This is a genomic window from Moritella sp. PE36 (assembly GCF_000170855.1).
Taxonomy (GTDB): Bacteria; Pseudomonadota; Gammaproteobacteria; order Enterobacterales; family Moritellaceae; genus Moritella.
In genome coordinates, this window is sequence record NZ_ABCQ01000049.1 from 1 (window position 1) to 18,263 (window position 18,263).

Annotated in this window: 19 protein-coding genes and 1 other annotated feature; of the genes, 1 reads left to right on the forward strand and 18 read right to left on the reverse strand. The window is 40.0% G+C overall.

Going from position 1 to position 18,263, the window contains the following annotated elements; translation table 11 throughout:
- The first annotated feature begins 226 nt into the window (after positions 1-226).
- Positions 227-874: a lysophospholipid acyltransferase family protein gene (locus tag PE36_RS19005; protein ID WP_006033697.1), complete on the forward strand. Its 648-nt coding sequence runs from the start codon at positions 227-229 to the stop codon at positions 872-874.
- A 153-nt stretch (positions 875-1,027) separates the two neighbouring features.
- Here PE36_RS19005 and hisIE read toward each other — a convergent pair whose 3' ends face one another.
- The 18 genes from hisIE to cpaB form a co-directional block, all read right to left on the reverse strand.
- Positions 1,028-1,642 (reverse strand): bifunctional phosphoribosyl-AMP cyclohydrolase/phosphoribosyl-ATP diphosphatase HisIE, encoded by a 615-nt coding sequence (gene hisIE, locus PE36_RS19010; protein WP_006033698.1) that lies wholly within the window; start codon positions 1,640-1,642, stop codon positions 1,028-1,030.
- On the reverse strand, positions 1,639-2,412 hold the full coding sequence (gene hisF / locus PE36_RS19015; RefSeq protein WP_006033699.1) for an imidazole glycerol phosphate synthase subunit HisF: 774 nt from the start codon (positions 2,410-2,412) through the stop codon (positions 1,639-1,641). Before hisF ends, hisIE begins: the two co-directional genes overlap by 4 nt.
- Position 2,413: 1 nt before the next feature.
- Positions 2,414-3,034 (reverse strand): imidazole glycerol phosphate synthase subunit HisH, encoded by a 621-nt coding sequence (gene hisH / locus PE36_RS19020; protein WP_006033700.1) that lies wholly within the window; start codon positions 3,032-3,034, stop codon positions 2,414-2,416.
- The gene (gene hisB / locus PE36_RS19025; RefSeq protein ID WP_006033701.1) at positions 3,034-4,107 is read right to left on the reverse strand and encodes a bifunctional histidinol-phosphatase/imidazoleglycerol-phosphate dehydratase HisB; all 1,074 of its coding nucleotides are present in this window, start codon (positions 4,105-4,107) and stop codon (positions 3,034-3,036) included. Before hisB ends, hisH begins: the two co-directional genes overlap by 1 nt.
- Positions 4,108-4,145: 38 nt before the next feature.
- On the reverse strand, positions 4,146-5,213 hold the full coding sequence (gene hisC / locus PE36_RS19030; protein WP_006033702.1) for a histidinol-phosphate transaminase: 1,068 nt from the start codon (positions 5,211-5,213) through the stop codon (positions 4,146-4,148).
- A complete protein-coding gene (gene hisD / locus PE36_RS19035) occupies positions 5,210-6,505 on the reverse strand; it encodes a histidinol dehydrogenase (protein WP_006033703.1) in 1,296 nt (431 codons plus the stop codon). Before hisD ends, hisC begins: the two co-directional genes overlap by 4 nt.
- Before the next feature lie 39 nt (positions 6,506-6,544).
- The gene (gene hisG / locus PE36_RS19040) at positions 6,545-7,456 is read right to left on the reverse strand and encodes an ATP phosphoribosyltransferase (RefSeq protein WP_043994836.1); all 912 of its coding nucleotides are present in this window, start codon (positions 7,454-7,456) and stop codon (positions 6,545-6,547) included.
- A 37-nt stretch (positions 7,457-7,493) separates the two neighbouring features.
- Positions 7,494-7,613: a sequence feature (His leader region), on the reverse strand.
- A gap of 181 nt (positions 7,614-7,794) precedes the next feature.
- Positions 7,795-8,787 carry a lipopolysaccharide assembly protein LapB gene (locus PE36_RS19045; RefSeq protein WP_006033705.1) on the reverse strand — a complete coding sequence of 331 codons (993 nt, stop codon included), beginning with the start codon at positions 8,785-8,787 and terminating at the stop codon, positions 7,795-7,797.
- A 2-nt stretch (positions 8,788-8,789) separates the two neighbouring features.
- Positions 8,790-9,767 (reverse strand): type II secretion system F family protein, encoded by a 978-nt coding sequence (locus tag PE36_RS19050; RefSeq protein ID WP_006033706.1) that lies wholly within the window; start codon positions 9,765-9,767, stop codon positions 8,790-8,792.
- Between the two features lie 2 nt (positions 9,768-9,769).
- Positions 9,770-10,735: a type II secretion system F family protein gene (locus PE36_RS19055; RefSeq protein WP_006033707.1), complete on the reverse strand. Its 966-nt coding sequence runs from the start codon at positions 10,733-10,735 to the stop codon at positions 9,770-9,772.
- Positions 10,736-10,746: 11 nt separating this feature from the next.
- Positions 10,747-12,072: a CpaF family protein gene (locus PE36_RS19060; RefSeq protein ID WP_006033708.1), complete on the reverse strand. Its 1,326-nt coding sequence runs from the start codon at positions 12,070-12,072 to the stop codon at positions 10,747-10,749.
- Positions 12,072-13,298, reverse strand: coding sequence for a hypothetical protein (locus PE36_RS19065; RefSeq protein ID WP_083798028.1), 1,227 nt, complete (start codon positions 13,296-13,298; stop codon positions 12,072-12,074). Before PE36_RS19065 ends, PE36_RS19060 begins: the two co-directional genes overlap by 1 nt.
- A 44-nt stretch (positions 13,299-13,342) precedes the next feature.
- Positions 13,343-13,831: a TadE/TadG family type IV pilus assembly protein gene (locus PE36_RS19070; RefSeq protein WP_006033710.1), complete on the reverse strand. Its 489-nt coding sequence runs from the start codon at positions 13,829-13,831 to the stop codon at positions 13,343-13,345.
- On the reverse strand, positions 13,831-14,301 hold the full coding sequence (locus PE36_RS19075) for a TadE/TadG family type IV pilus assembly protein (protein WP_006033711.1): 471 nt from the start codon (positions 14,299-14,301) through the stop codon (positions 13,831-13,833). The genes PE36_RS19070 and PE36_RS19075 overlap by 1 nt, the downstream gene beginning before the upstream one ends.
- 8 nt (positions 14,302-14,309) lie before the next feature.
- Positions 14,310-15,662 carry a Tad domain-containing protein gene (locus tag PE36_RS19080; RefSeq protein WP_006033712.1) on the reverse strand — a complete coding sequence of 451 codons (1,353 nt, stop codon included), beginning with the start codon at positions 15,660-15,662 and terminating at the stop codon, positions 14,310-14,312.
- A gap of 15 nt (positions 15,663-15,677) precedes the next feature.
- Positions 15,678-15,923, reverse strand: coding sequence for a hypothetical protein (locus PE36_RS19085; RefSeq protein WP_006033713.1), 246 nt, complete (start codon positions 15,921-15,923; stop codon positions 15,678-15,680).
- Positions 15,924-15,970: 47 nt separating this feature from the next.
- Positions 15,971-17,440, reverse strand: coding sequence for a type II and III secretion system protein family protein (locus PE36_RS19090; RefSeq protein WP_006033714.1), 1,470 nt, complete (start codon positions 17,438-17,440; stop codon positions 15,971-15,973).
- 27 nt (positions 17,441-17,467) lie between these two features.
- On the reverse strand, positions 17,468-18,262 hold the full coding sequence (cpaB, locus tag PE36_RS19095) for a Flp pilus assembly protein CpaB (protein ID WP_006033715.1): 795 nt from the start codon (positions 18,260-18,262) through the stop codon (positions 17,468-17,470).
- Position 18,263: the final 1 nt, after the last annotated feature.

Here is an 18,263-nt window from a genome sequence, read left to right on the forward strand (position 1 = left end):
GATTGATTTATCAAAGACTTGTTATAAACAGGGTTTAATGACACCCTGTAGTTATTCTTAGGCGATTGTGATTTAGATTAACTTATCTATTGAATACAAGAAACAATAAAGCATTTTAAATTAAGTTAATTTACATAAGGTTAATATCTATATAGGTGATCAGATATTAACCTGAATTTATGTGTATCAATTGTCTGTTTATAAATAGTACATAGTGGATAAAATAATGACAATTAAGAATGAAACTGCAATATCAAGCATAAATAATAACGACACAAATGGTAAAGATATAAGTAAGGATAGTTCTCAGAATGAATTTTTTAGCGGGATCGCGAATAAAATTCTTGATTTAACAGGTTGGTATTGCGAGCCGATCCCACATGAGTATAAAAAAGCGGTAATTGCCTATGCGCCGCATACTTCAAATTGGGATTTTCCATTATTAATGAGTGCTCGATTTGCCAATAAGGTGAATGTGCAGTGGGCTGGTAAATCTGAAATGTTCAGTTGGCCATTTAAAAATGTATTGACCTTTTTAGGTGGAGTGCCGATTGAACGTTCAAAGTCGACCAATATGGTGCAGAGTGTTGTTAATATTTTTAACAGTCAAGAACGGTTTCTCTATGCGATGTCACCTGAGGGTACGCGAAAATATCAAGATTTTTGGCGTTCAGGTTTTTATTACATAGCATTAGAAGCAAATGTGCCGATCATTTTATATCAACTCGATTATAAGAATAAGCGAGTAACCATCGGTGATGTGATCAAGGTGACGGGTAATATTGAGAAAGATCTCGCGGCAATTGATATGGTATTCAAAGATGTAACACCGAAATTTAAAGAGAAATATTGTCTGGCCAAATTTAAGCGTTAATTGAAAATAACGTTGTTTTGTTCGGTTTTTACGGCAACAGAAAAACAACTGTTTAAATATACAGTTAAAACTCAGGGTTCGGAAAAACCTGAGTTTTAACTGATTTAGATTTAATAAGTAGCTGTTTAATACCTACTTAGTGTCAGTCAACCCCTATTTATGGCGATTTTCTAAACACTGAACCACTTCTGTTAGTGGCACTTCTTCTTTTTGCAGTAGCACGAGCAGGTGATACAGTAAATCAGCACTTTCATTCACTAATTCATCTCGGTCTTTTGCAACAGCAGCCAGTGCAACTTCAACACCTTCTTCACCGACTTTTTGTGCACAGCGTTTAGTGCCTTGTGCAAATAAACTTGCTGTGTAGCTTTCTGCTGGGTCCGCTGTTTTACGTTGTTCTAATAATTTATCTAGCTGGGCGATAAAAGTAAGGGCGGGTTTGTTTTCTGTTACGAAACAACTTTCGGTGCCGAGGTGGCATGTTGGACCGCAAGGTTTAGCGGTGATAAGTAATGTGTCGTTATCACAGTCTTTGGTGATCTCTTGCACAAGCAAGTAGTTCTCTGAAGATTCACCCTTTGTCCATAGACGTTGTTTAGTACGGCTAAAAAATGTCACCTTACCTAATTCGCGTGTTGTCGTTAAAGCCTCTTCATTCATATAGCCCAGCATCAATACTTCACCTGATACCGAGTCTTGAATGATTGCAGGCATTAAACCATCTACTTTTTTCCAATCAAGTTGGCTAATTTGTTCGTTTGTTATCATGTTCTGATCTCCACATCTTGATCTCGTAGATATTCTTTTAGTTCACCAATATTGATGATTTGCTTATGAAATACACTTGCGGCTAATGCGCCATCAACGTCTGCATCTTTAAATACACTATCGAAATGCACCATTTCACCGGCACCGCCAGACGCGATCAATGGTATTTTACAGATCTTACGGGCTTTAGATAATTGCACTGTGTCATAACCGCCACGAACACCGTCTTGGTTCATCACGTTAAGTACGATTTCACCTGCACCGCGTTTTTGAACTTCTTTGATCCATTCAAAGGTTGTCCACTTGGTTACTTGGGTGCGTGTTTCATCACCGGTGAACTGGTAAACTTTATACTCTTGGGTATTTTCATCGAAATAACTATCGATTCCAATGACAATACATTGCACACCAAATTTAGCGGCAAGACGGTTAATTAAACTCGGATCTGCCAGCGCAGGGGAGTTGATGGATATTTTGTCAGCACCAAACTCTAGGATACGCGCTGCATCTTCTTCACTCTTAATACCACCCGCAACACAGAAAGGAATATCAATCACTTCTGCAACACGGCTTACCCAGCTTTTATCAACGACACGATCATCAGCACTGGCGGTAATATCATAAAATACTAATTCATCAGCGCCTTCTTCAGCGTAACGTTTAGCAAGTGGAACGATGTCACCTATCAATTCATGATTACGGAATTTAACCCCTTTGACGACCTTACCATCTTTAACATCTAAACACGGTATTATGCGTTTTGCTAACATATTACATCTCCAGGAAATTCTTGATTAATTGTGCACCCGCTTTACTTGAACGCTCTGGGTGGAATTGTACACCGTAAAAATTATCTCGATTCACAGCCGCAGTAAACGGTGCGCCGTGGGTACAGGTTGCAATCGTGTCGCTGCCAACAGCCAGCGCATAACTGTGTACAAAATAGAAATAACTGCCACTCGGAATATCCTTGAATAATGGATGTTCTGGTTGTGGTTCGATTTGGTTCCAGCCCATATGAGGCAGTCGAACACCCTCACTTGGCATAGGTTCAATACTGCCACTAATTAAGCCAAGTGTTGCCACATCACCTTCAGCCGAGAATTCAGCCAGCAACTGCATGCCGAGACAAATCCCCAATACCGGCTGAGTGAGGCTTTTGACTAATTCAATCAGTTCACGTTCAGCTAAGTTTTTCATGGCTTCTTGCGCAGTACCAACACCGGGTAAGAATAATTTATCCGCGTTACGTAATACATCGGCTTCGCGACTTACCGTTACCGTATAACCAAGGCGTTCAACAGCAAATCTTACCGATGACAGGTTGGCACAACCGGTATCAATAATGACAACCTTGCTATTTAATTTATCATTGCCACTTGCTTGATCCATTAAAGCACTCCTTTCGAGCTTGGTAGTACATCGCCTTCGACTTTAATGCATTGGCGCAGTGTCCGGCCAAATACCTTAAATAAACTCTCAACAAGGTGGTGGGTATTTTTACCTTCAACTTTAAGGTGCAGCGTCGCCGCCATGCCATCACTTAAAGAGTGGAAAAAATGTGGCACCATCTCGGTTGCAAACTCACCAATATGATCGCGAGGGAAGTCGGCATTAAATTTCAGGTAAGCGCGGCCAGATAGATCGAGAGAACAAGATGCTTCACATTCGTCCATCGGCAATACAAAACCGAAACGGCCAATTCCACGTTTGTCGCCTAATGCTTGCTTGATCGCATTACCTAACGCCAGTGCTGTATCTTCAACTGTATGGTGATCATCAATGTGTAGATCGCCAGTGACACTCAGTTTTAGTTGAAAACCGCCATGTGTCGCAATTTGATCTAACATATGATCAAAGAATCCCATACCGGTATCAATAACGTTACCACCTTGGCTGTCGAGGTCGACATCAACTTGGATATTCGTTTCTTTCGTGGTGCGGGTGACACTCGCAACACGGTTACCTTTATTCAGTATTTGCTGTTCAATCATCGGCCAATTTAAGTTATCTCTATTATAGAAGATCCCTTCAATGCCCATGTTTTCGGCAAGTTGGATATCAGTGATACGATCACCAATCACATACGAGTTAGCAAAATCGATTCGACCAGACTGCAAGTATTCTTTTACCATGCCTAAATGCGGTTTACGGCAGTTGCAGTTGTCTTCGGTAAAGTGTGGGCAGAGTAATACGGACTCGAATTTAACGCCTTGTGAAGCGAACAACGCCATCATGGCATTTTGGGGGATATCAAAATCACTTTGTGGGTAGCTATCAGTCCCAAGCCCATCTTGATTAGAAACAATGACCAGTGTGTAACCCGCATTTTGTAATTTGAGTAACGCTGGGATCACGAATGGTTCAAACTTTAGCTTTTCTAAACTGTCGACTTGTTTATCGCTAATTGGCTCATCAATTAATGTACCATCACGATCAATAAATAAGAATTTTTCCTTGCTCACATCGGGCTCCTGCTCGTTTATTTTTTAAGACTCTTTATTTAAGAGAGTACGGACTTTAAAGCGGCTAATGTAGTGTTCATTTCAGCCGCGCTGCCTAAGGTGATTCGAATACAGTTTTCTAATCTTACTTTGGAATTAAAATCTCTTAATACAATACCTTGTTCGCCTAATAAGCTAAACACTTTTTGGTCTGCGTTAAATTGTACTAATACATAATTTCCCGTTGCAGGGAATACTTTGTTGATGCCCTGTAATTGATTTAACTCGTCGATAAATGCACTGCGCATACCGTTAAGTTGTTCTACCCGCGCTTGCATCACAGCGATACCGGATTCTGTTAACGCTTGACTGGCAATTTGTGCAACCGGCTCTGGTACAGGATAAGGTGCAATCACTTTAGACAGTAAACCAATAACTGTTTCACTGGCTAATGCAAAACCACAGCGCAATGATGCTAACGCAAATGCTTTTGATAGCGTTCTTAAAATGACCAGGTTATCAAAATCTTGTAATAGCTGTACTTGTGATGCTTCGGGGCAAAATTCGATATAAGCTTCATCACATACGATAAGGGCTTTATCTTTCGCTGCGATCAATAAATCCGTTAATTTATCAGTATTGAGTAGATTACCGGTTGGATTATTCGGCGCGCATAAAAATACAATGTTCACTGTGTCTAACTGTGCTTTGATCGCATCATAATCAGGATCGAAGTTCGCATCTAGATCTTGCTTTATGATACTAACACCACAGGTTTCAGCACTGATTTCATACATACCATAAGTCGGTGGGTTAATGAGAATACTATCTTCACCCGGCTCACAGAAAGTACGTATCAGCAGTTCAATCGCTTCATCAGCACCACGAGTGGTGATAATTTGTGCTGGTTTTACACCGGCATAATCGGCATAACCATTGATCACAGATGCAGGTTGAAACTCTGGATAGCGGTTTAAGCGACTGCAGTCTAATGAATAGTGCCCTGAATCAGGAGCTTCATTGGCATTTAACCAAATGTCACCTGTACCACCGATTCTACGCGCTGATTGATATGGCGTTAGTTCTTGTACGCTCTTTCTTGCGAGTGTTGTTAACTTGTTGCTCATAGCATTGCCTCCAAACGATCGATTCTGATTGTGACGGCACGTTTGTGTGCGTCGAGTCCTTCTGCATCAGCCAGACAAGTGACCGTCTTCGCCAAGCTCTTGAGACCATCTTGGGTTAACTCCTGAACAGTAAAGCGTTTGGTAAAATCAGCAAGCCCTAAGCTTGAATAGGTTTTAGTGTAACCATAGGTTGGTAATACATGGTTAGTGCCACTTGCATAATCACCGACAGATTCTGGAGACCAAGCACCTAAGAAAATTGAACCTGCATGTTTTAATTTCGGCAACAAACCACGTGCATTCTCAGTCTGAACAATTAAATGCTCTGGAGCATAGAGGTTACTAATTGCAATCGATGTGTCTATATCATCGGTCACAATGATTAAACTTGATGCAATAGACTGTACCGCTATGTCCTGTCGTGATAGACACGCTAATTGTAGTTCAACTTCTTGAGACACTTCTGCCGCTAGTTTGGCCGATGATACAACCAGTATTGATTGCGAATCGGGACCGTGTTCAGCTTGCGAAAGTAAATCGGCGGCAATAAAACCAGCGTCAGCGTCAGCATCGGCAATCACCAATACTTCGGATGGACCAGCGGGCATATCAATCGCAGCACCTTTAATATCCATGCTTACTTGGCGTTTAGCTTCTGTTACAAAGGCATTACCAGGGCCGAATATTTTATCTACTTTGTTGATCGATTCAGAGCCATAAGCGAGGGCTGCGATTGCTTGTGCGCCGCCCAGCGTATAAATTTCGGTTACACCACATAATTGAGCGGCAAACAAAATTACATCGGCTATCGGCGGTGGTGTTGTTAATACAATACGTTCACAGTTTGCAATGTTAGCCGGTGTCGCAAGCATGAGTACAGTTGATGGTAGTGGGGCTGTGCCGCCGGGGATATATAAACCAACAGCATCAAGCGCAACCGTGTGCATTTCACACACCACACCAGGCATCGTTTCTACACGAATCGTATCTTGTACTTGCGCTTCATGAAAAAGATGAATGTGTTGTTGTGCTTGTTTGATCGCTTGTTTGGTTTCATTGTCTACGCGTTGGCTTGCGGCTTCAATTTCAGCCGCCGTCACACGTAAACAATCCGTTTCAACTTTATCAAACTTTGCGGTGAGTGCTTTTAAAGCGTTATCACCTTCATTTCTCACTTGAGCAATAATATCGGTAACAATGTCACCTATTTTTGCTGAGTTTGATATGGCAGGGCGCATTAATAATGCGGATTGTTCTGCCTGACTAAGTTGATCCCATACTACTGTTTTCATGCTTGATCCTCCCTTAACATTGCTTGTGCATGTTTGCTACTAACCGAGCATTTTCTCAATTGGTAATACTAAAATTGAACTTGCGCCTAATTGTTTAAGTTCTTCCATTGTTTCCCAGAATAGCTTCTCAGTACTAACCAAGTGTACCGCAACCATATCGTCAGTTGATGCAAGTGGTAATACCGTTGGGTGTTCTGCACCTGGAAGCAGCGCAATGACAGCATCTAGTTGTGATTTTGGTGCGTGTAGCATGATGTATTTACTTTCTTTCGCTTGCATTACACCTTGAGCGCGAACCATCAGGCGATCAACTAACGCTTGTTTATCTTCAGATAATGGCGCTTTTGCTTGGATTAACACGGCTTTTGAGTGGAAGATATCTTGCACTTCTTTAAGACCATTCGCTTCAAGTGTTGCACCTGTTGATACCAGATCACAAATTGCATCAGCAATACCAGCGCGAGGGGCAACTTCAACAGAACCATTAAGCATCACTGATTTAAAGTTTATACCTTGTTCGTCTAAATAACGTTTTAGCAATTCAGGGTATGACGTTGCAATACGTAGACCTTCAAGTGATTGAGGGCCTTGGTAGTCAAATTCTTCAGTTGTTGCAATTGATAAACGGCAGCTACCAAACGTCATACGCTTAAGTCTTTTATATTCAGCTGGTTCGCCAAGACGTTTACGCTCTAACTCTTTTTCTTCTAATTCGTTTTCACCAATGAAGCCTAGGTCAACAACGCCATCCATGATTAAACCGGGGATATCGTCGTCACGTACACGCAGTAGATCAATTGGCATGTTTTCACAGTGCGCGATCAGACGTTGTTCGCGCATGTTAATTTTAAGCCCCATTGCTTTAAGTAGGTTTTGAGATTCAGTGCTAAGACGGCCTGATTTTTGAATTGCGATTCTTAGTCTTGGTTGGTCATTTTTAATTTCTAACATTGTCATCCTTTAACCTAGTAAAAATAATTGTCTATAAACGAAAAAACCCCCGAAAGATAAATCTTCCGAGGGTTTTTCTAAATGAGTTCCGGAAGCTTGCGTGCATACACCTCCAGTCAACAGCCTGAAAGCTAATCAAATATGATGATGGTGATGCACGTTTACTTTCAGAGTGTTATTCATAAGTTTTTTCCAGTTAGTATAATGTTACTAATAAGTGTGGTTGAGTTCACAATAGCAACCTAGGATAAAATTGCAATGATTTTTAACTATTATTTATAACTATCATATATAAAATATTTATATCAAAAACTTAACGGAATCGAAACTAAGGATAATTACTCATCTGAATAAGCTAAATCGATATGCTTATTCAAATGAAGTTTAAGGTTTTCAAGGTTGATATTGGCTTTTACAAAATAACTCGGCGAGAGTTCTATTGCGCGTTCAAGAAAATATTCTGCTTCACGATAACGACCTTCTAATATTAGAAAGTAACCGATATCATTATACGCATGTTCTGTTGGCATAACCTGCTTCAAGGTTTGCAATGCTCTTGTGTACATGCCCTTACGGACATAAACTAAACCTAAATCTACCCAAGCTCTAGAAAATCCGATATCGATGTCGATGGCTTTCTTAAAATTTATTTCAGCTTCAACGTAATTTCCAGACAAATAATGAGAATATCCAATATTAGTGAATATAATTGGGTCTTGTGGCGTTATCGGTAATATTAAGTTTAACAATGCTCGTGCTTGTTTGTGAGCGCCTTTAAGATCATGAATGATAGCTAGCCCCATGTAAGCTTGTAGTGGTGATTGCTCGTCAAGCTTCACATAGCCCTTTACAGGCTTGGCTTGCTCAGTAAGGCGTTGTTGATCTGTGGTTATCGCTTTTGTTAATAGTACTAACGCATCTTGTTTGTTTTTTTGAGCTAAATAAATAATACCAAGCTGTGTTTGAGCTAAAACATGTGCCGGTTCATCTTTAAGTACTTGTCCAAATGCTTTTCTGGCCAGCTCTGTATTGTCCTGTTTAACTTCAAGTAAACCAATTTTATAAAATAACGCTGTATTGGTCATGCTTATTATTGGTTTGTCTTCATCACTAGGTTGTAACTTCAATGCTTTGGCGTAGAGCACAATGGCTTTGTCATATTGGCTATTTTGCTCAGCGGAAATAGCTTGTGATAGCGTGGTTTCTCTTGAATCAGGCGGAGCGTCTGAAAAGTTGAGCTGGCTGCCACCCGTTGTAGTAGTCGTGCAACCAGCTAAAAGAATAAGTCCTATAATGGCAGATAACCAATTTTTTATTCGATCTGATTTCATAATCAAAATGCATCTCCCCAAACACTCATCACTTTTAGTACTGCAGGTCCGATTGCGACAATAAAGAAGGAAGGCCAAATACAACACATCATAGGGAAAATCATTTTCACGCCTAATTTAGCTGCGTTCTCTTCTGCTGCCTGCAATCTTTTTTCACGGTATTCATCAGAATATATGCGAATTGTTGCTGCTACACCGGTACCAAGTCTTAAGCTTTGAACAATGACAGAATTCAGACCGCGAATATCTTCTAGTCCTGTCCTGTCGCTAAACTCTTTCAGTGCTTGTTGTAACGTTAAGCCATATCTAACTTTACTGCAGACGAGGTTAAGTTCATAAGAGAGATAAGGATGGGCAAGTTGCAATTCCTTTGCAACACGTTGAAATGATTCAAGTAACCCCAACCCTGACTCACAGCATACGATAAGTAAGTCAAGTGCATCTGGAAAATACCGTTTTAAATCTGCCATTCTGCGTTTGGCGATTTTTTTTAATATGATACCCGGTAAAAGATAAGCTGCACCCAGTACAAATAAAATTATATAGACAGTCTTGGTTGTTGAATAACTTGAAATTTGATTGATTAATAGTGTGACTAGCGCGCCGCTGATTAAGAGTAATAATAACTTAATAGAATTGAATATTTTTAATGCGTCTTGAGAGTGAAAACCTGCGTGAATCAGCAATTTTTTAGTTGATGAGTCACCTTGGTAACGTTTGTTTATAAAAGGGACATGGTTTAATTTATCAATCGTATGTTCTAGTGAAGATTCATATTCTTTAGCTAAATCGTCGTGTGATGTCGACTCTTTAGATAGTTTGTTTAATTGTTTTTTAACTGGAGAATAAAGCCCTGATGCTAATGATGAAAGAGCTACCGCTAGGGTTATGCCTGCGATACCTGCGATGAGATAAATCGCCCATTTCATCATTTCTGGGTCGGCAAACGTTGTTTCAAAAAGCTGTATAATTTGATTCATGATTATACCTCAATCTTAATTAATTTACTTATCCACCATATACCAAGCAGCATGCCGATGCCGCCCCATTTTAGTAAATTTAAACCCTCAGGAGTATTAATTAGGATGCTTGCGTAATCTGGGGATGAAATATAAAGTACTGCAAACAAAACGAAAGGTGTTAAGACAAGCACCCAACCTGACAGCCGTCCTTCGGCTGATAATGTTTTTACACGGCGTTTGAAGGTAAACCTTTGTCTAATTATTCTTGATAAGTTGTCTATGTTTTCTGCAAGATTACCCCCGGTCTCTTTATGGATAGACACTGAACTGCAAAAGGCCATAGCGGACGTGCTCGGTACGCGCTTAACAAAGCTTAGCAGGGCAGTGTGAACATCGTTACCGAAATTAATGCGATTAAACATAAGCTTAAACTCATCAGATAATTCACCCTCAAGCTCTTCATAAACAAGTTTAATTGAATCACTAAAAGCATAACCCGCTTGCAGTCCGCGTTTAAGTATGTCTAATGCTTCTGGGAATTGTTGCTCAATCCTTTCCATGCGCTTATTTATATTTCGGTTCAATATTAAGTGCATAAGGGTAAACATAATGAGGACACAAAATACTGTAAAAACCAGATCTAGACTGATAAACCACGAAGTTATGGCGACCATAAGCGACAAGACAAGTGTCAGTATTAGATATTGATGACCTAACATTTTGGAACCTGAAAGTTCCATCTTGTAGGTGTAACTGTAAACAAACGGTAATGATTCTATCCACTGCAAGAAAGGGGGCAGAGATTCCACTTTTTTATTGATTAAAATCTCAGCTTGGGCTTCATCATCATCCGCTAAAGATGCTAAATGTTTGCGTATATGTTTGGAATTAGCTCGCTGCGGGCTATACACTGAGATGAAAAAACCTTGAAATAACAGTACTACAGCTGCAAATACCAAGAGTAAAAACATGACTTGAGAACTCATAAATTCACCACTTAAAATCCGTTGGACAGCATATCCACAGTGAATAGACTGTGAGGAATGTCAATACCTTTATCTTTGAGTTTACGCGCAAAGGTGGGGACTACTCCTGTAGCGGCATATCTTCCCTTAATGCTGCCATCCTCATTTTTACCTTCGCGTCGGAAAGTGAAAATTTCAGACATAGTGATCATGTCACCCTCCATTCCTGTGACCTCTTGGATGCTGGTAATACGTCGCTTACCATCTTCTTGCCGTTGTAACTGCACTACCACATCAATGGCCGATGATATTTGAGTTCTGATGTTATGAATTGGCATATCAAACCCTGCCATGCATATCATATTTTCTAATCGTCCTAAGCCATCACGTGGGGTGTTAGCATGCAGCGTTGTCATTGAGCCTTCGTGACCCGTGTTCATCGCAGCCAACATGTCTATCGCTTCACTGCCGCGTACTTCACCGATAACAATTCGATCGGGACGCATCCGTAAACAGTTTTTTACCAATTCACGTTGGGTTACTTCACCTTTACCTTCGATATTAGCCGGTCTTGTTTCTAACCTAACCGTATGTGGTTGTTGTAGCTGTAATTCAGCTGAATCTTCAATGGTAATGATTCTCTCATTATCGGGTATATATCCAGATAAAATATTCAATAGTGTCGTTTTACCACTACCGGTACCGCCAGAAATTAAAATATTTAATTTACCTAATACCGCCGCTTGAATCAGATCTGCCATCGGTTGAGTCATCGAACCATAGTCGATAAGTTGCTGTGCCTGTAGCTTATCAACAGTAAAACGACGAATTGATAATGCAGGACCATCAAGCGCAAGTGGGGGGATGATTGCATTGATACGGCTACCATCTTTGAGTCTGGCGTCGACCATTGGCGATGACTCATCGATTCTTCTTCCTACGCCGGATACGATGCGGTCGATGATATTCAATAAATGTTTATCATCATAAAATTGAACTGATACTTGTTCTAATTTACCATTTCGCTCAACAAATATTCGGTCGTAACTGTTGACTAGAATATCCGCGATTGTCGGATCTTCGAGTAAGGTCTCAAGCGGACCGAGTCCTAATATTTCATCTGTGATTAATTTAATTAAAACTTGCCTAACATCGAGACTAATTGGCCTGGTTTGTTTATTCAGAAATTGATAGCAAGAATTAGCAATTTTTTCTTTGGCGATCTCTGGGGGTAAGGTTTCTAACACCGAGAGATCAAGTTGAGTTAACAATTGACCAAATATTTCTTGTTTGGTCTCCATATCGCTAGCTGTTAACATACTAAACGGATCGTTTTTTTGGTGGTTGACAAATTCCATTATAGTCTCCGAAATATTTTAGTTAATAAGGTTGTTTTCACAGGAATCTCAATTGAGAATAACTCCCCGATAATATGTGATACCTCATCCTGTATTACTTTATGATCAGCTACTTTTAATAATGGTGAGCCTGAATCGATGCCCGCATTGGCAAGTTGATAATTGTTGCTAACTACATATAGGCTATCGATGCCTAGGACTTTTTTTATGTCGGTGAGAGATATATTACTATTTTTAGCCGAATATCGATTAACGATGACATGTAACTTATGTACATCTATCCCTAGGTGCTGAGTTAATTGCTGAATCATTACTTTTGCTTCGCGAAGACTCAGTATGTTTTGCTGTATCACAATCAGAATTTTAGATGATAAATTCAATAATGGGATGGTGAAATGCTCGATACCACGTGATAAGTCAACCAATACAAGGTCGTGATTCAATTTAACTTTCCAGACTAGTTGGTCTAAACAGCGCAAAATTTGTGGGTTGGTGTTGAGCTGAGTGTACGGTTTACTGGCTAACAGGCTCAGGTTATCCCTTTTTAGCATCATTGATTTAATGGCTGTATTATCTAATTTATCTAATTCATTTAGCGCATCAGTTAAATAATAATTGGCATCAAAATTAAACGTGTCAGCAAGCGAACCGTAATTTAGGTCTGCGTCTATAATAGCAATCTCTTGGTTCGATAAATTGGCGCTAATCTCACCTAAGCAACTGGTGATAAAACTGGCTCCTGAGCCTGGTTTACCGTTGATGATTGTATATAGTGGGGCTATTTTACTCGCTTGCATTAACTCATTAGCGGATGTTAGTAATGAGTTGATCAATTCTTTCTCTATATCCTCTACAGAAATAATGTCTTTCACTTTGAATTGCACAGCTGTTCGAATAAGCTCATTCCTAATGTTGTCTCCAACTAGGATGAAATTAATATTATGTTTCGCAATTTCTTTAATGTCATTTATAGTCTTATGGTCATCACTATCTAGTACGAAGATAACCAAATTATGATTGTTTAAGTTACTCTCCAATGTGGTGCAATAATTCACTTTTAAATTTGTAACTGAAGCTAAATACGTGGACAAATTCTGGCGCAGTGTCGAGTTTGGGCAAACGACTAAACAATTTAGTGGAAAAGGCAATGCTTGTGCATCTCGATCTATCGGGACGGAGTGACTTTCACTAAATCCAATTATATTATTTGAATTTTGGTTGCTCATTTATGATTCCTTACCAATAAATAGTTACTAGTCTTAAATTATAATTATGTTGGTGTACATAAAGTTGTCGTATTGGGCGTCACGCCTAAACTCTCACTTGGTAATGTAGTTGAAAATGAAGGTGAATCTAATGTTAGAAATAATCCTGGAATTAATAATTGGTGCTGATAATTGATGATATCTACTTTGACAAAATGAATAAAATTGGCATCAATAGAGCTTAGTACTTGAGTCCCGTCATCCATCAAGTATTGAATTTGTAAATTTGCTGCCGAAAGGTTCGGAATGATGGGTTGGTCATTGAATAGTGAAGTCGAGATCATGTCATCAAAAGCGACAATGTTGGTGGTATCAAAATAGCAAACCGTGGCCAATCTAGCGCCACGTCGTGTGACTTCCGTTAGTACATTCCAGGTAAAAAATAACCTTCCAATTTCTAACACGGCAAATAAAAGTAAGAAAAATAAACTACCAGCTATAGCAAACTCCACAGCATATACACCTTGTTGTTTACTGTGATTGTAGTTAATCATTAGAACGCCCTCATTGTATAGGTTGATACTAGTGGGAAACTCATATCAATATCATTACCTAAGCCAAAGGTAGTGAACATGTCAGAAAATATAGGTTGCCAAGGATAAGAAACACTAATAGTGACAAATTCACCGGATAAACTTAAGTCTATGGTACTCGACGTTAAGTTTGGTAGTAGGGGCGTTACTGAGTTTGGACCACCATACTTTATATATGTTGTAACTTTAGTTGCTATGCCCGGTCTTATTTCATATACACCAGTGCCAAGTTTGGCGTTACCTGCTAAATAGCGGGATGCGTTTCGTACTGTTTTATTAAGGGCATTATATTGATACAATAACCGACCGAATTCGGCAGTCGCAAAAATTATTAGTAAGAGAAAAGGCAGGATCATCGTAAGTTCAATCGCGGCAAAACCCTGTTCTTTACGATTTTTCGCACCGCCTCTTTTGATTGTGGTTCGTAACATAACGCCTCCTAAGAATCAGAGCTTCCTGGTACATGAAATAATACAATTTTATATGGACCATCATTGTCCACTGGAGTTATAGAGGGCGTTCCACTATCAGTACAGTTTCCTCCACTATTAATGAACTCACCCACGACATAGGACGTTGGTCCTGAACTACCCACTTTTTGGGTCATAAAAAAACAACCAATATCAAGGAAATCAAGATCGTTCGCGCCATTAGTTGTACCGCTACAATCCGCGATAACAACCTGTAAAATACGGCGGTCAGAGCTAGCAACCTGTGACCCCGCACTCATTTCGGCAATGATATCACCGCCCGATATCGGGTTAATGGCATCGCATGAAGTGTTAGCGTCGCTGAGATATTGGGCTCCATCGCTATCGTAGTCATTAAATGTATATGATTTCGCGGCAGCTCCGGCCTCAAGAGCGTCACCATTTGCATCAAGCTCGATCGTAGCGCCTTCGCATATATTGGTATCTCTTAGGTGATCTGTCGAATTAACGGGACCATGCCATTCACCCATTCTGGTATTCAGTCCTTGCGCAACCGGACCAACTGTATTGCCCGGTTCTGTTGGTACTGATTGATTGCTTATTCCGGGCGTGAAGCAGACAGTGCCAAGATCTGTATCACCGGCCATCGCTGCGCGGATATCTGCGGCCCCGGTATTGGAACCAAGACGAAGTAATTGAAAATTTCCGGGACCGATTGGAGAGTTTGAATTTGACCCAATTTTCATCAAATTTAGGCTGTATTCTTTTAAACCATACTCATTAGCACCATTAACTCCGGCGTTCGCCGTGTCTGCACAGACGACCATAGGAACTAAGTCTTGATAACAATTACTTATATCAGAGCTAGGACCCGACAGCGCTGTCGCTGAAACTTGTTTATTAAAACTGAACACATCAGCGAGAAAATTATCTAGCTCTAACTGTGATAAAGATACTTTCACGTACTTTGCGCTTTCATTATTATCTTGAATAAACGGGTCTGGTAATTGCGAGAATTCTACATTCAACTGCGCTGTCATTTGATCGAGACCATTATTCACAATTGAAAAATCGATTGCACTGGCTAACTCATGGTGATCGTTATGCGCTATGTTTAACTGGATCAAGGCGACGACTGCAGCCCTGGCTTGCTCATGAGTTGCACCTTCATCTAACTCTGTCGCGGCATGCAAAGCCGCTGAATCGACTAAGTTTTGCAACTTTCCCTTGTTTAGTAATAAATGGCCGCCATCGAGAGCTAGCGACGCCATGCCTATAAGAGCAAACAAAGCTATTGTGAACACAATGAGAACGTTACCGTTTTGTTTACTTCTTAAGGTGTTGTTTGAGTTGATACCCATAATGTGGCCTTTCAATTACTGTGAAATATCACGCGCAGATTTCGCGTCGTAAGCACTATCATGATATGAAGATATGACTTTTTGGCCATACTTACCTTCTAGAGTATTGGTTATGCCATCGTTTTTTGCAGGGGCATCGGGATCAAGAATTTGTATGTCTTTAAAATATTGCGTTGATGCTGATAATTCATAATTAGGCTCTTGCACGCAACCGAATAAGAATTGGCTACAGAACAGTATTAAACTTATATATTTCATCATGATTCCTTAATTCAATTGCTCGCTATAAATGTATTATCAATACTTAGCTAATTGAGAGTATGGCCATACTGTTGCTCTGTGCCACCTGAATTGGGGACGATACTTACTGGTGTATCTGAAGTATCATTCGGGTTCTTGGTATCTGAGCCTTTCTCTTGCTGTGTCATTTTACCGAGTAAGTAAAATTCCATATCAGACACGGGCACGAAACCATCGGTAGGTAATATCATGCCATCTTTATTAAAGGGTCTGACTAAGCGAGGTGTAACCATAATAACCAGTTCTGTTTGACCACTTATATATTCTTGGCTTGTGAATAGCTGGCCTAAAATAGGAATGTCACCTAGGCCTGGGAATTTAGTGATAGATTCACGAAGGCTATCACTTAGCAAACCACCAATGACGATAGTTTGGCCATCGCCGAGTTCAACCGTAGTTGCAGTGGATCTTTTGATTAAAGAGGGGGTGATAGTTGATGTGTTGGTGTCTGATGCTGAGATAGTCACACTATTGACGCTACTGAGTTCACTGACAAGTACCTTAAGATTTAGGTTTATTTTACCAGAATCAAGTACTGTTGGTACAAAGCTAACACCTACACCAAAATCTCGATATTCGATTGTAATGCCATCATCAGTTGAAACGGGCACTGGATACTCACCACCAGATAAAAACTCAGCAGACTGGCCACTCAGTGCAGTTAAGTTGGGCTCTGCAAGTATTTTTGTTAACCCTTTACTTTTTGCTACGTCAAAAGCAACGCTAAACAACATATCACCAGTGAGATAGCGAGCAAAAATATTAGTGTCTATTGAGCCTAAAATATTAGTCGGCACATTACCAGTCCCTGTCCCTATCCCTGCAAATCCATCTGAACCGAATGCACCCAGAACGGTGTTACCATCCAAATTGCGACCTATATCTGTACTAACTTCCGCAACAGTGACTTCTAACATGACCTGTTGACCACCGCCGACAGACATCATATTAACGACAATACTGTTACTTTTACCGACGTTAGCCGCTGTAGCATAACCTTCGGCAATCTCTACGGCAGTATTCATTTTCACCAATGATGAGACCTGTCCACTGACCACCAATTGACCTTGTGAGGTTTCTACGCCAATGTCTTCATTTGGTAAGTATTTGTATAGACGTTTTCTAAGACTATTTAAGTCATGGGTAACCTCTAGATTTTGCACGTGAACTAGGTTGTCGTCTTTATCCCATACCATCATGTTCGTGGTGCCTAATCTTTTACCGACTATATACAGCTCGCGACTGCGTAAAATTAGGATATCAGCAATATCAGAATTCCCGACGGATACGCGATGGATCGCTTTATCCATTTGTAACGTTTTAGATTTGAAAATAGGAATTCTAACACTATCATCATCTAATGCAGTTGGTCCGCCAGCGAACGCTGTACTCACTAAAATTAAATTGGATATGAAAATTAAAACAACTAATGACCATTGCTTAGACTCATATTTATAAAAATGGGAGTTTATATTCATATGTATCACCTATTTATAGTCGAATATCTAAATTTTAAGTTGGACAGATTCTTGGGTTGTGCCACGGATTATTTCGACTTTGTGTTTTTTAATTGGACGCGGTTTAAATACAGGTGTTGCTATTTCAACAATATCATCGTTAATCACTTTTTTATTGCTTGCAAAATCGACGGCATGACTGTCTGTTGGGTTACGTAGTGCTAGCTGTAACCGTCCTTGATTACGGGCCGTCATTAATATTTCTGCTTGTTCTAGGTTAACTTCGACGGTGATAGCTCTTACAAGTTGAGGCTTGTTTTCATCTATCGCTGCGCGTTGATCAATGGCTAATATCTTAATATTATGTAGAATTACTTCTGTACTTGTAGCACCTCCGTTGCCGGAGACCGTATTTAAAATATCGATTCTGTTACCTGGTAATAAGAATCCAGCAACACCGACAACATCATCAACACGGATAGATACAGCGCGCATATTTTCTGAAATAAGGCTTGCTAGTGTACTGCCTTGACCTTTTATGAGCAGTCTTTCTAATCGGATAATGTCATCTATATAAATAGTATCTTTAGCTATCATGCCGTAGATCTCATCTGGATCAGTGACAGTATTATCAGGTGACATAGATTCGGGCAAAATTTTCAATTTAATATGTTTGGCTTCAATGATCGTACCTATGGGGATAACCATAGTAGAAAAGGCTATATAAACTTGGTTTTCTGGCGCTGAAGGTTTATTGGTATCTAACCAGCTTTGGGCGATTAAAATAGCGCCTATCCCAAACATAATCGAGATTGCGACTGAGATTACGGTTTTTTTATTCATG